Source organism: Phaeobacter gallaeciensis, assembly GCF_001678945.1.
Lineage (GTDB): Bacteria > Pseudomonadota > Alphaproteobacteria > Rhodobacterales > Rhodobacteraceae > Phycobacter > Phycobacter gallaeciensis_A.
Genome location: NZ_CP015124.1, coordinates 1,810,688 through 1,824,233 on the forward strand (window position 1 = coordinate 1,810,688; position 13,546 = coordinate 1,824,233).

Below are 13,546 nucleotides of genomic sequence, written 5' to 3' on the forward strand. Positions count from 1 at the left end.
ATCAGCCGGATGCGCAGGATCCGGGTCGCCACCGCCCTGACACTGCGGGCAATGTCGCGTCAGAACAGGAGACAGACATGCTGACAATCACCGCCCTTACAACCGACACCGCCCGCGCCCTGCAGGCCGGAGGCCTTGATGCAAACGGCCAGACACCGGAACGCAGCACATCAGGCGGAGCCGGAAATCCCTGCCGCCACTGCCTGCGTTACATCCCCGAAGGCGCCGATATGCTGATCCTCGCCCACCGCCCCTTTCCAGACCCGCAGCCCTATGCCGAGGTCGGGCCGATCTTTCTTTGCGCAGAGGAATGCGCACGCCACGAAGGGGACGCGATGCCCGAGGTGCTGCAAGGCTCCCCCGATTATCTGATCAAGGGCTACGGACAGGATGATCGCATCGTCTATGGCACCGGCGCGGTGGTGGAGGCGGAGCGCATGATGGGACAGGCCGAGGAGATCTTCGCCGATCCCCGCATCGCCTATATCCACATCCGATCGGCCCGCAACAACTGCTATCAGGCGCGAATTGATCGAGAGTGAATGCAAGTAGGCCAGCGCCCGACCCAGGGTGGGTGCAACGCGCCCTCCCTGGGCGAGGGTTGGGCGCTGCCCGGCCTGGCGGCCGGACCAACAGGTTGGCGCCTACAGCGCTTTCCCCATGGCATAGTTATGCATGGCCACGCCCCGGCGCAGGAAATCGCGGCGCCCCTCATCGGTGAATCCTTGCCGCAGGAAGAACCGGCGGGCGGCCTCGCTGGCCTCGACGTAAAGTCCGGACAGGCCCTGTGCAAAGGCCTCCTCCTCAAGCCGAGCATAGAGCAACGCGCCTAGGCCTGTGCCCGCATGATCCGGCGCGATGTAGAAACAGTCGATATGGCCATCCGGCTCCAGCTCGATGAACCCCTGCGCCACGTCATCCTGATCCGCTGCGACCCAGATCTGTCGCCCATCAGTTGCGCGCTGCTCGATCACATCGGCGGGCGCTTCCTCCGGGCTCCAGGCCACGCATTGCGCCGGGGTGTAGTCCCGCGCGCCGATCCCGTGCACGGCGGCATGAAAGATGCGGCCCCAATCCGCCGCATCACGCTCCTCGAATGGACGAATGCGCATCGGGGTGCCCCTCAGGCAGATTTCGTAAGCGCGAGGAAGACATCCTCCAGATCCGCCTCTTCGGTCTTCACATCGCGAATCGAGATCCCGGCGGCGCGCACGGCGGCCAGCACATCCTCGGCGCTGGTTTTCTGGCTGTGATAGCGCAACACCACGGCGCCATCACCGCGCAGCTCGGACTCGATGCCTTCGCCTTTTGGCAGATCGCTCACCGGAGCGGCCGGATGCACCACCATGGCGCGGGCATCGAGACGGCCCAGCAGATTGGCGGTGCTGTCGCGCGCCACCACCTCGCCCTGGTTGATAATGGCGATCTCGTCGCACATCTCCTCGGCCTCTTCCAGATAATGGGTGGTGAGGATGATGGTCATGCCCTGCTGGTTCAGCTTGCGCACGTTTTCCCACAGCATCTGACGCAGCTCGATATCCACCCCGGCGGTGGGTTCATCGAGCACAAGGATATTGGGGCGGTGCACCAGCGCCTTGCCTAGCAAAAGCCGCCGCCGCATGCCGCCCGACAGGGTCCGGGCATAGGCTTCGGCCTTGTCCTCCAGCCCGATCATGCGCAGGATCTCATCGCTGTAGCGTTCGGATTTCGGCACGCCATAAAGACCCGCCTGCACCTCCAGCGCTCCACGCGGGGTGAAGAAGGGGTCAAGATTCAGCTCCTGCGGCATCACCCCGATCGAGGCGCGGCTCTGGCGCGGATTTTCGTCCTGATCAAAGCCCCAGATCGTCACCTTGCCGCTGGTTTTTACCACCAGCCCCGCAAGGATGTTGATCAGGGTGGACTTACCGGCCCCGTTCGGCCCGAGCAAGCCAAAGACCGATCCGCGCGGCACCGTCAGATCGATGCCCTTCAGCGCGTGTTTCTCGGGCTGGCCCTTGCCGCCCTTGTAGGTTTTGCGCAAGCTTTCGATCCGGATTGCATCATCAGTCATCGCGGCTCTTGCTCCCTCGGCTGTCCTGTCACATAAAGCCCCTACCCCATCAGCAAGAGGATCGCCAGCCGATGACCATCGAAGCGCCTGAAACCAAGATCGTTGACAGCTACCGTGTCGCCTGCGACGGCGGCGAAGGCGCGCTGGGACATCCGCGGGTTTACCTGCAGATCCCCGAGGATACCGGCTGGGTCGAATGCCCCTATTGCGATTGCAAGTACATCCACAAGGATTTCGAAGGTAAAGCCAACTGATCCCACCTTTTCCGGCAGATCAGCATGCCTGAGACGACGAAAGGCGCCCACGGGAGACCGGAGGCGCCTTTTCTATATTCTATCGTCATTTGGGCCAGTCAGCTCGGAATTATCCGCTATCTGGCCCGTGGGCTCAGACCATGTCGAGTTCGTCCTCGTCCATAGCCGCCTCTTCGCCCGCACCCGCGTCACTCTCTGCATCCGGCTCAAGGCTCAGCGCCGCCATGAGGTCTTGACCGGACTCATCACCAGAGGCCGAGAAGCCCTCAAGCGCGTCATCATAGGCCATCAGCACCTCATCAGCATCCTGAAAGCCGCCTTCGGGTGCATCGATTCGGAACAGTTCCTCGGGTTCCCCATCCGCGCCATCGCCATAGAAGATGATGGATTCGATTGAGGTTACTTCGCCATAGACCTCGTCCGTATCGAAGTAGGACAGGTAGTTTTCAAAGGTCGGCTCGGTGCCCTCGGGCAGTGCGATATTGTTATAGGGGTTCGGATCGGGTTCTTCGTCCAGAATATAAGTACCGCCCAGGGGCGCGCCCGTGTCAGAGAACTCCTCACCAAAGAAGATCTTGCTGTAGGTGGGGTCTTCCGGCTCCTCGGGCACCTCCGGCTCTTCGGGGTCCGTGGAAACGCCCTTGATCGATCCCGCATCAGTGGTTGTCGAGGTGGCCCGAATACCGAAAATATCAATATCTTCAAGGCTGTCGACATCCAGAGACACCGTCAGCGTATCGCCATCCGACAGATAGGTTTCCTTGTCTTCCCCCTCCGGACCAAGACCTGGATCGCTCAGCGCTGCAGCATCGTCCCACTGGATCTTATCGCCTTCAAGCCGGGTCCCGTTCATGTTGAGCGGACCATCCAGCGAGGCGCTGTCACCCGAAAAGTCGTCGTCGCCAAAATAGACGGCATTCACATCCATCGCCCCTTCGACGACCGAAATATCGGCAAAGAATTCGCCATTTTCCTCATAAAGGGAGACCGTGTAGGACAGCCCTTCTGCTTCATAATTGAAGACCTTTGCATAATCCGGCATCCGGTTCTCCTTCACTCAAACGCAAGGTTGGTGGAACAGATTTTTCCAAATTCAGCATCCCCCCAGGCTCCCACCTCGGGCACGCGCGATTGACGCTTGATACACCAGAAACTTAAAATGCCGGAGAAAAACCGCCGACACGGGGTGGAAACAGACTGTTTACCGCTAGCCCGATGCCCGATTTTCGTGCCGCCAGTCTTGGCACCTCGTCAGGCCGATAGGCCGGACAGCCCCCGCCCCTCCCCGGCAAAAGGGAAGCGGGCCGTCCTTACCAATGCCCCGCAATCCTGCTGATTGCCCGGCTTTGCGGAAACTCCAATTGCCCTTGGCCATCGGATCACCGATAACCCGGAAACAGAACACGAACGGTTTCCCGGGAAGGAGCGCGACAGTCATGAGCGGTACGCAATTCGGCAAAGGCTGCCATCTTCACCTGATCGACGGCTCGGCCTTCATCTTTCGGGCCTACCACGCGCTGCCGCCGCTGACGCGCAAGTCCGACGGGCTGCCAATCGGCGCCGTCGCGGGTTTTTGCAACATGTTGGTGAAATATATCGAGACCAATACCGGCCCCGATGCGCCCACACATGTGGCAGTCATCTTCGATCACTCGGGCAAGACCTTCCGCAACGATCTTTATGATCTTTACAAGGCCAACCGCCCGCCTGCGCCCGAAGACCTGCGTCCGCAGTTCCCGCTGACCCGCGACGCCACCCGCGCCTTCAACATCGCTTGCAAGGAGATCGAAGGCTTCGAAGCCGACGACATCATCGCCACCCTGGCCCATCAGGCACGCGATGCGGGCGGGCGCTGCACCATCATTTCCTCGGACAAGGACCTGATGCAGCTGGTCGGCGGCGGCGTCGAAATGCTGGACGCGATGAAGAACAAACGCATCGACAGCGACGGCGTGATGGAAAAATTCGGCGTCGGCCCCGACCGGGTGGTCGATGTGCAGGCACTGGCAGGTGACAGCGTCGATAACGTCCCCGGCGCGCCGGGCATCGGGATCAAGACCGCCGCGCTGCTAATCAATGAGTTCGGCAGCCTTGATGAGCTGCTGGACCGCGCCGAAGAAATCAAACAGCCCAAGCGCCGCCAGACCCTGATCGAGAAACGTGACCAGATCGAACTGTCGAAAAAGCTGGTGCAGCTGGACTGCGACATGGTGCTCGACTTTTCGCTTGATGATCTGGAACTGCGCGAACCCGATCCGGATACGGTACTGAATTTCCTGACCGAGATGGAATTCCGCACCCTCAGCGCCCGGATGGCCAAGCAGATGGGCCGCGAAGCGCCGGTGATCCCCGAGCCCACTGCTACCCCCGCTGCGGCAGCAGAGGACGATCCGGCAGAGGCCGTGCCTTTCGACGCCGAAAAATACGAATGCGTGCGCGATGCCGAGGCGCTGCAGGTCTGGATCGACCGGATCCGGGGCCGCGGCTGGGTTGCCTTTGACACCGAGACCACCGGCCTCAATGAAATGACCGCCGATCTGGTAGGTGTATCCCTTTGCGTTGAGCCGGGCGAAGCCTGCTATATCCCCCTCACCCACAAGGCCGAGGCAGGCAGCGACGATCTTTTTGGATCGGATGCCTTGGCCGAGGGCCAGATGGATTTCGACACGGCACTTTCGATGCTGAAACCGGTGCTTGAGGATCCCGCGATTCTCAAGATCGGCCAGAATATGAAATACGATGCCAAGATCATGGCCCGCCAACGCGGAGCGGGCTTTGCGGATGGCATCACCGTCGCGCCCTATGACGATACCATGCTGCTGTCATACTCCCTCCACGGGGGGGAGCACGGTCACGGCATGGACACGCTTTCGGAACGGTACCTTGATCACACGCCGATCCCGATCAAGCCTCTCCTGGGCACCGGCAAATCCGCGATCACATTCGACCGGGTGCCGATTGCCGATGCCGTGCCTTACGCAGCCGAGGACGCCGATATCACCCTGCGCCTGTGGAAGACGTTCAAGCCGCAGCTGCACCGCGAAAAGGTCACCACCGTCTATGAAACGCTGGAACGGCCCCTGTCGCCGGTGCTGGCCCGGATGGAGCGCCACGGCATCAAGGTGGATCGCGACACGCTGAGCCGCATGTCCAACGCCTTTGCCCAGAAGATGGCGGCGCTGGAGGATGAGATCCACACCCTCGCCGGTGAAAGCTTCAACGTCGGCAGCCCGAAACAGCTGGGCGAGATCCTGTTCGACAAGATGGGCATCGAAGGCGGCAAGAAAGGCAAGACCGGCGCCTATGCCACCGGCGCCGATATCCTGGAAGAACTCGCCACCGAACATGAACTGCCCGCGCGGGTGCTGGACTGGCGGCAATTGTCGAAACTGAAATCGACCTACACCGATGCGCTGCAGGATCACATCAACCCGGAAACCGGCCGCGTGCATACATCCTACGTGCAGACCGGCGCCAACACCGGACGCCTCGCCTCGGCCGATCCGAACCTGCAGAACATCCCCGTCCGCTCCGAGGAAGGCCGCCGCATCCGCGAGGCATTCGTGGCGGAGACCGGCAACAAGCTGCTGTCGCTCGACTACAGCCAGATCGAGTTGCGCATTCTCGCCCATGTGGCCGATATCGGCACGCTGAAACAGGCCTTTGCCGACGGGCTGGACATTCACGCCATGACCGCCTCCGAGGTCTTTGACGTGCCGCTGGATGAAATGACGCCCGACATCCGCCGCAAGGCCAAGGCGATCAACTTTGGCGTCATCTACGGCATCTCGGGATTTGGCCTGGCGCGCAATCTGCGCATCCCGCGGGCCGAGGCGCAGGGCTTCATCGACCGCTATTTCGAACGTTTCCCCGGTATCCGCAAATACATGGACAGCACCGTGGAGTTCGCCAAGGAGCACGGCCACGTGCAGACCCTGTTCGGGCGCAAGATCCACACGCCCGAGATCAACGCCAAGGGACCGCGCGCCGGTTTTGCCAAACGGGCCGCGATCAACGCGCCCATTCAGGGCACCGCCGCCGACGTGATCCGCCGCGCCATGGTCCGGATGCCGGATGCCATCGCCCACCTGCCCGCCAAGATGCTGTTGCAGGTGCACGACGAACTGATCTTCGAGGTGCCCGAAGCGGCGGTGGAGGAAACCACCGAGACCGCTCGCCGGGTGATGGAAAGCGCCGCAGATCCGGCGGTGCATCTGGATGTGAAACTGACCGTCGATGCCGGGACCGGCGACAACTGGGCCGAAGCCCACTAAGCGCGCCCGCCCTGATCCAACCTGTTCCCAGACCTAGAAGTATCCCCCGGCTGCCAAGCAGCCGGGGGTATATCTTTCAGTTACTGGCTTTTTACCTGCAGGCTGGGTTGGCCGCGCGCCTACTCACCCCGGCCGAACAGCGCGTCCATCTTGCGCGCCAGCTTGGCATCCTGCGCGCTGAGCCCGCCCACATCATGGGTGGTCAGAACCACCCAGACCCGATTGTAGATATTGCGCCACTCCGGGTGATGGTTCCATTTCTCGGCCCAGATCGCCGCGCGGGTCATCCAGCCAAAGGCCTCATCAAAACCTGCGAACAGATAGACCTTGGTGATGGCATCGCGCCCTTCCACCATGCTCCAGCCCGCAGCGAACAGCGGATCCAGCAGCGGGCCACGGGTGGCCTCGGAGAGTTTCTCGGTCATTCCTGTTCCTCCACTTGTGCCTTTCGGAACGGACCATAATCGGTAAGGATCTCGATCTCTTCCTCGACCGCGGCCCGCTCGGCCTCCAGATAGCGTTGTACCGCATCTGCGAACCCGGGATCACCAATCCAATGCAGGCTGTGCGTCTGCGTCGGCAAATAACCGCGCGCCAGCTTGTGCTCACCCTGCGCGCCGGCCTCGACCCGCTTCAGCCCCATCGCGATGGCCTGTTCAATCGCCTGATAATAGCACAGTTCGAAATGCAGGAACGGGTGATGCTCGATGCAGCCCCAGTAGCGGCCATAGAGCGTCTCACGACCGATGAAGTTCAGCGCCCCTGCAACTGGGTGCCCGTCCCGTTCGGCCAGCACCAGCAGCATGTCATCCGCCATGACCTCATGCGCGATATCGAAGAAGGCGCGGCTGAGGTAGGGAGAGCCCCATTTACGGCTGCCGGTGTCCTGATAGAACTCCCAGAAGGCGTCCCAGTGTTCCGGGCGCAGATCAGCGCCAGTGTAACAGGTGATCTCACCGCCAAACGCCTGCGCCTGCCGCCGTTCCTTGCGCAGGGTCTTTCGCTTGCGCGACGACAGGGCAGCAAGGAAATCGTCGAAATCGGCATAATCGTCGTTCAGCCAGTGATATTGCTGGGTGGCGCGGCTCATCAATCCGATTTCGGAACCGATCTGCGCTTCCTCCTCGGTGCAGAAGGTCACATGCAGCGAAGAGACGTGATTGTCCGCCGCCAGTTGCACCGCGCCCTGCACCAGCGCCGAATGGCCGATGCCCTCGGCCCCCGGGCGCACCAGCAGGCGGCGACCGGTTGCTGGGGTAAAGGGCACCGCGATCTGCAGCTTGGGATAATAACGCCCGCCCGCCTGCTCATAGGCATGGGCCCAGTTGTGATCGAAGATATATTCGCCCTGGCTGTGCGATTTGGCATAAAGCGGCGCGCAGGCGATCAACTGCCCGTCCTGATAGGCGGTCAGATATTGCGGCTGCCAGCCGGTGCCGCGCCCAACTGATCCGCTTTGCTCCAGCGCCAGCAGGAACCGATGGGTGGTAAAGGGATCAAGCGGGCGCCCGCCCTCTGCTGCCTCGGGGCAGGCGCAGGCGTCCCAGTCCTTGGCCGCGATCTGCGACAGGGATTCCAGAACCTGAATTTCGATCCGTGCCTGATCCATACGACCTCCTTTGCCCATCAGTATCTGGCCCCTGACCGGGGCGGATCAAGACGGCAGCGGGGAAAGATAATTCTCAAAGGTCACATTGTCGGCAAAGCTGCGCGCCTCCGCCTCTTCGGCAGGCGAGGTTATGGTCCAGCACAGCACCGGAACCCCGGCATCGCGCAGCGCCTGCACCCGGGGACGGGCCAGATCGCTGGCTTCGTGGCTGATGAAACAGGCCTCTGCCCGGTCAAAATCCGGGATATTGCGCAGATCGTTGCAGACCGCGCGGGGCAGTTCAGGCCATTCTTCGGGCACATAGGCGCTGGTGACGATGCCGCGTGCGATATGAGGCGCCAGACGCGCCAGTTCCGCCACCGAATGCGGGTTGAAGGACATCAGCGCCACCGGCCCGTCATAGCCCTGCAAGGCCGCCACGGCGGCCTGTTCCAACGCCCCCACGTTCGCGCCCATCTGACCGTCCTGATCCTTGATCTCGATCAGCAGCGGCGCCTGCCCCGCCACCAGCTGCAGCACTTCGGCGAAATCCGGTATGCATTCGCCATCGCCGCCGCTCAGCGGGATCTGGCACAGCGCCTCTGCCGTGCGGGCCCGGACCGGGCCGGTCTCTTCGGTCAGGCGCTCCAGCGTATCGTCGTGAAACACCATCGGCTGGTCGTCGGCAGAGAGTTGCAGATCGATCTCGATCGCATAGCCCGCCGCGATGGCCGCGCGGATCGCCGCGCGGCTGTTTTCAGGTCGCCCCGCCGCCAGATTGTGCAGCGCGCGATGCGCCACCGGCAGCTTCAGGAACGGGGCCGGTAGTGCGGGCCTCATTTGATCTGGAACACCGCGTCGATTTCAACAGCAACGCCCAGCGGCAGAGAGGGGCTGCTGACGGCGGAGCGCGCGTGCCGACCGGCATCGCCAAGCGCCGCCACCAGGAAATCGGAGGCACCGTTCACCACCTGCGGCTGCTGGGTGAAATCGGCGGTGGAATTGACAAAGGCGCCCAGTTTCACGACCCGCACCAGACGCTCCAGATCACCGCCGCAAGCCGCCTTCAACTGTGCCAGAAGCGCGATGGCGCAGCGTTTTGCCGCCGCCTGACCGGCCTCGACCTCCATGTCATCGCCAAGGGTGCCGGTAATCAGCCCGCCTTCATCCGCCGAAATCTGACCGGAGACATAAACCATGTCCCCTGCCACGACGTAGGGCACGTAGTTTGCCGCCGGTGCCGGGGCTTCGGGCAGGGTAACGCCCAGTTCTGCAAGTTTGGCTTCGATGCTCATGACGGCTGTCCTCCAGATCACTGTTTGGAGGCGACGCTAGCGCCGAAGCAGGCCGCCGAAAAGAGCAAAACGCTCTGTCGGCGGCCCGCGTGATCAGGTTTCGCGGAAGGCCTTGACGAAATAATCGCTCAGCGGTTTCAGCAGATAGGCCATGGGCGAATGATCCTTGGTGCGGATATAGCTTTCCACCGGCATGCCCGGGATAAGGGCGGTATCCGCAGGCAGTCTTTCCAGCTCGCCTTCGTTCAACTCGATCTCGGCGCGGTAGTAAGAGACCCGCGTACCTTCGTCCTCAAAAGCGTCAGCAGAGACCTGCGTCACCTTGCCAAAGAGTTCCGGAGTCTGGCGCTGATCCAGCGCCGAGAAGCGCAGCGTCACCGACTGACCGACAAAGATCTGATCGATATCCGTCGGCACGACCTGCACCGCGATCACCAGCGGCCGGTCTTGCGGCACCAGATACAGCACCGGTTCTGCCGGGCGGATCACCGAACGCGGCGTGTGGACCTGCATACCATAGACAACGCCCGAGACCGGCGCGGTGATATCCAGCCGGTTCAGCCGCTCCAGAACCGAGCGGCGGGTTTCGGCCAGCTCCAGCTCCTGATAGCGAAGATCGCGCAGACGGGTGATCGCCTCTTCGCGCTGGCGCGAGCCAAGCGTCAGGATCTGGATATCGATTTCGGTGATGCGGCCTTCGGCCTGGGCCTGATTGGCCAGGAGCTCCCCCAGAGAGCCGCTGAGGTTCGCCTCGGTGCGGCGCAGGTTCAGAACCGTGCCAGCCTGCGCCAGCCCGCGCTCCAGCAGGGTCTGCTGGTTCTTCAGCTCTTCGCCGATCAGCTCCAGCTGCACCCGCATGGAATCCTGCTGCGCCTTGATGCCGACGATCTGATCGTTGATCTGGGCGCGACGTTTCTCCAGTTGCTCGATCTCGCGGGCAGTGGAATCACGGCGGGCCAGGAACAGACGCTGCTGCCCTTCCATCAGGTCGCGCACCTCGGGCCGCTCCGGCGCCAGCGCTACAAGTTCGGGATCAAAGGTGATTTTCTCCGCCTCGTCACGCTCGGCCTCAAGCCGACCACGACGGGCCATCATCTCGAACAGCTGGCCTTCGGTGATCACCAGCCGCGAGTGCAGTTCGGCCGCATCAAGACGCAGCAGCGTTTCACCGGCGGCAACGGTATCGCCTTCGTCAACCAGGATTTCCGAAACGATGCCTCCATCCAGATGCTGAACCACCTGCCGGTTGCGATCCACCTCAATCCGGCCGGTCGCCACAACTGCGCCCGCGATCGAGGACATCACCGCCCAGGTTCCAAACCCACCGACCAGAATCAGTAGTCCAAGAAGCCCGATGGCCAGCGGACGCCGGGCGGACCAGTCTTTTTCGACGCTCATTGTACACCTCCGGGGGCCCGTGCCTTGCGGATCGTCTGATGGTTCGCGACCATTTCCTGCAGTACCTTGTCCTTGGGACCAAAGGCGGTCTGTACACCCTGGTCGATCACCAGCAGCAGATCGCATTCCTGAATGGCCGCTGGACGGTGGGCCATGATCATCACCGATTTTCCTTCGGCCTTGAGCTGTTTGATCGCCTGATTGAGCGCCACCGATCCGTCATTGTCGAGGTTCGAATTGGGCTCGTCCAGAATGACGAAAACCGGATCATCATAAAGTGCACGAGCCAGGGCAACCCGCTGCATCTGACCGCCGGACAAACGCCCCCCACCGGAAGAAACCGCGGTGTCATAGCCGTCAGGCAGCTTGACGATCATATCATGCGCGGCAGCCTTCTTGGCCGCAGCGACAACCTTTCCGGCATCAGGCTCCTGAGACAGCCGGGCAATGTTCTGGGCGATGGTGCCGTCAAACAGCTGCACCCGCTGCGGCAGATAACCGATGTGGCGGCCCAGAACGTCCGGCGCATATTGATCGATGGAGGCCCCGTCCAGCCGCACCGTGCCCGCTGCCGGGCGCCAGGCGCCGGTCAGCGCCTTGGCCAGGGTGGATTTACCCGATCCCGACGGGCCGATCACGCCGATGGCCTGTCCCGGTTGCACCCGGAACGACACGTTGCGCAGCTGCGCTTTGTTGTCGCCGGGCGGCACCACCGCCAGCCCCTGCACCTCGAGCAGCGCCTTGGGCTGCGGCAGCGCGGTGCGTTCCTGTTCCGGCGGTACCTTGGCCAGAAGTTCGCCGAGGTTGCTCCAGCCTTTCATGGCGCGCTGCACCATGGGCCACTGACCGAGACCCAGCTCGATCGGGGCCAGCGCCCGGCCCATCAGGATCGACCCGGCGATCATCGCCCCGGGGGTCATCTCGCCCTGCAGCACCAGATAGGCGCCCAGCCCCAGCATCGCCGATTGCAGAAACAATCGCAGCGTCTTGGTGAGGGTGGTGAAGCCGCCGCCAGTGTCATTGGCCGCGATATTGTCCTTCAGCGCCGACGTGCGCGCCTTCTGCCAGCGCTGGAAGGCGGCGCCGCGCATCCCCATGGACTGGATCATCTCCGCCTCGGTGCGGATTTCCTCGGACATCAGGTTGGCCTTGTGGCCGGACATATTGGCTTTTTGCAGCGGCGTACGGCTCAGCAACTGGTTGAGAAGGGCAATCCCGATCAGCACCGCCCCGCCACCCAGCGCCAGCAGGCCGAGCCAGGGGTGGAACAGAGCGATCCCCGCCAGGAACACCGGTGTCCACGGCAGATCGAAAGCAGCGCCCAGCACCGGCGATGAGATCAGCCGCTGGATCGATTCCAGATCGCTGAGGCCGGTCTGGGCGACCGGATCCCGCGCCACCGCCGAGCGGCGGATCATGGCATCGAACACCCGCTGGTCCAGCGCCGCCTGGAACCGGGCCCCGGCCCGGGCCAGGATCCGGCCACGGGCGTAATCCAGAAGACCCATCATGCCGTAAAGGAACACCACCAGGAGCGACAGGGCGACCAGCGTGGCCTCGGAGCGGCTGCCCAGGACCCGGTCATAGACCTGCATCATATAAAGCGGGCCGGTCAGCATCAGCATGTTCACGAAAAAGCTGAAAACTCCGGTAGACCAGAAAAGCCCACGGTTGCGGCGACGCACATACCGAAGCTCATCAAATCCCGGTTTTATATTTTTTTCCTTCATCGCTGGTTCCAATACCTGTTCAAGCGCGCCTGTTCATACTAAAGCAGGGCAGCGAGCTGCCCGCAGAAAACCTGTTCCAATTCTGCCACAGTTTCACAATCAAGGCCTTCAAAGGGTGGGAAGCAGAAGGATTCCCAATAAGTGCGCACGGTGTGCTCCAAATTTGGACCAAGGGAAACCCAGACCCGATGACTTTTTTTACGCGATCATTTGCAACGCTCTCTGCCCTGCTTGTATCAGCTCTGCTTTTGGCTGGCTGCGCGACACAGGATCCGGCGGCAAAAGCTGCGGGCGAAATCTTCGATCCCTATGAAAATACGAACCGGGCAGTGCATCGGTTCAACCTTGGCCTTGACCGAGTGGCCTTCCGTCCGGCCTCCAAAGGCTATGTCGCGATCGTCCCCGACCCCATGGTCACGAGCTTTTCACATTTTGCTGAGAACCTCTCGATGCCGGGTCAGGCCGTGAATGCGCTACTTCAGGGCAACCTCAAGGAATCCGGGATCGCGCTGGCGCGGTTTGCCATCAACACCATCGTCGGCGTCGGCGGCCTCGGCGATCCGGCCAGTGCCTTTGACATTCCGCCGGTCGATACCAATTTCGGTGAAACGCTGCACGTCTGGGGCGTTGGCGAAGGCGCCTATGTGGAACTGCCGGTTTACGGTCCTTCAACAACCCGTGACGCAGTGGGCATCGCCGTTGATTTTTTCACCAATCCCATTTCCTTTGCTGAGCATAATCCAGCCGACAACATCGGTGTCTACGCAGAGATCGTGCGTCGGCTTGGAGACCGTGGAAGATATTCTGATACCGTGGATTCGATTCTCTACGAAAGCGCCGACAGCTATGCGCAGGCCCGTCTGATCTACCTTCAGAACCGCCGTTTTGAGCTGGGTGAAAGCAGTGAGATCACAGAGATCGATCCGTTTGAACTGGATACCGAAGGGTTTTGAA

At 62.0% G+C, this 13,546-nt stretch carries 13 protein-coding genes; 4 read left to right on the plus strand and 9 right to left on the minus strand.

Features of this window, described 5'->3' with window-relative positions; genetic code table 11:
• Window positions 1–77 precede the first annotated feature (77 nt).
• Window positions 78–542, plus strand: a complete 465-nt coding sequence (locus JL2886_RS08720; RefSeq protein ID WP_065271654.1) for a DUF1203 domain-containing protein — start codon at window positions 78–80, stop codon at window positions 540–542.
• A gap of 102 nt (window positions 543–644) precedes the next feature.
• On the opposite strand, the gene JL2886_RS08725 is transcribed toward JL2886_RS08720, so the two are convergent.
• Together JL2886_RS08725 and JL2886_RS08730 are read right to left on the minus strand one after the other, a co-directional pair.
• A complete protein-coding gene (locus tag JL2886_RS08725; RefSeq protein ID WP_065271655.1) occupies window positions 645–1,112 on the minus strand; it encodes a GNAT family N-acetyltransferase in 468 nt (155 codons plus the stop codon).
• Between the two features lie 11 nt (window positions 1,113–1,123).
• A complete protein-coding gene (locus tag JL2886_RS08730; protein ID WP_065271656.1) occupies window positions 1,124–2,053 on the minus strand; it encodes an ABC transporter ATP-binding protein in 930 nt (309 codons plus the stop codon).
• Window positions 2,054–2,124: 71 nt separating this feature from the next.
• Between JL2886_RS08730 and JL2886_RS08735 the strand changes: the two genes are divergently transcribed.
• A complete protein-coding gene (locus JL2886_RS08735; RefSeq protein ID WP_065271657.1) occupies window positions 2,125–2,307 on the plus strand; it encodes a zinc-finger domain-containing protein in 183 nt (60 codons plus the stop codon).
• 133 nt (window positions 2,308–2,440) lie between these two features.
• Here JL2886_RS08735 and JL2886_RS08740 read toward each other — a convergent pair whose 3' ends face one another.
• On the minus strand, window positions 2,441–3,349 hold the full coding sequence (locus JL2886_RS08740) for a hypothetical protein (RefSeq protein ID WP_065271658.1): 909 nt from the start codon (window positions 3,347–3,349) through the stop codon (window positions 2,441–2,443).
• A gap of 394 nt (window positions 3,350–3,743) precedes the next feature.
• Here JL2886_RS08740 and polA point away from each other — a divergent pair, with 394 nt between their 5' ends.
• On the plus strand, window positions 3,744–6,581 hold the full coding sequence (gene polA / locus JL2886_RS08745; protein WP_065271659.1) for a DNA polymerase I: 2,838 nt from the start codon (window positions 3,744–3,746) through the stop codon (window positions 6,579–6,581).
• A 119-nt stretch (window positions 6,582–6,700) separates the two neighbouring features.
• On the opposite strand, the gene JL2886_RS08750 is transcribed toward polA, so the two are convergent.
• The 6 genes from JL2886_RS08750 to JL2886_RS08775 all read right to left on the minus strand — a co-directional run bounded on the left by JL2886_RS08750 (window position 6,701) and on the right by JL2886_RS08775 (window position 12,592).
• Window positions 6,701–7,006 carry a 4a-hydroxytetrahydrobiopterin dehydratase gene (locus tag JL2886_RS08750; protein ID WP_065271660.1) on the minus strand — a complete coding sequence of 102 codons (306 nt, stop codon included), beginning with the start codon at window positions 7,004–7,006 and terminating at the stop codon, window positions 6,701–6,703.
• Window positions 7,003–8,190: a GNAT family N-acetyltransferase gene (locus JL2886_RS08755; RefSeq protein ID WP_065273606.1), complete on the minus strand. Its 1,188-nt coding sequence runs from the start codon at window positions 8,188–8,190 to the stop codon at window positions 7,003–7,005. The genes JL2886_RS08750 and JL2886_RS08755 overlap by 4 nt, the downstream gene beginning before the upstream one ends.
• Before the next feature lie 45 nt (window positions 8,191–8,235).
• Window positions 8,236–9,009, minus strand: a complete 774-nt coding sequence (locus JL2886_RS08760) for a glycerophosphodiester phosphodiesterase family protein (protein WP_065271661.1) — start codon at window positions 9,007–9,009, stop codon at window positions 8,236–8,238.
• Window positions 9,006–9,464: a RidA family protein gene (locus JL2886_RS08765; RefSeq protein ID WP_065271662.1), complete on the minus strand. Its 459-nt coding sequence runs from the start codon at window positions 9,462–9,464 to the stop codon at window positions 9,006–9,008. The genes JL2886_RS08760 and JL2886_RS08765 overlap by 4 nt, the downstream gene beginning before the upstream one ends.
• Before the next feature lie 93 nt (window positions 9,465–9,557).
• A complete protein-coding gene (locus tag JL2886_RS08770; protein ID WP_065271663.1) occupies window positions 9,558–10,862 on the minus strand; it encodes an HlyD family type I secretion periplasmic adaptor subunit in 1,305 nt (434 codons plus the stop codon).
• The gene (locus tag JL2886_RS08775) at window positions 10,859–12,592 is read right to left on the minus strand and encodes a type I secretion system permease/ATPase (RefSeq protein ID WP_065271664.1); all 1,734 of its coding nucleotides are present in this window, start codon (window positions 12,590–12,592) and stop codon (window positions 10,859–10,861) included. The genes JL2886_RS08770 and JL2886_RS08775 overlap by 4 nt, the downstream gene beginning before the upstream one ends.
• A gap of 188 nt (window positions 12,593–12,780) precedes the next feature.
• Here JL2886_RS08775 and JL2886_RS08780 point away from each other — a divergent pair, with 188 nt between their 5' ends.
• Window positions 12,781–13,545, plus strand: a complete 765-nt coding sequence (locus tag JL2886_RS08780) for a VacJ family lipoprotein (RefSeq protein WP_065271665.1) — start codon at window positions 12,781–12,783, stop codon at window positions 13,543–13,545.
• The last annotated feature ends 1 nt before the right edge of the window (window position 13,546 follow it).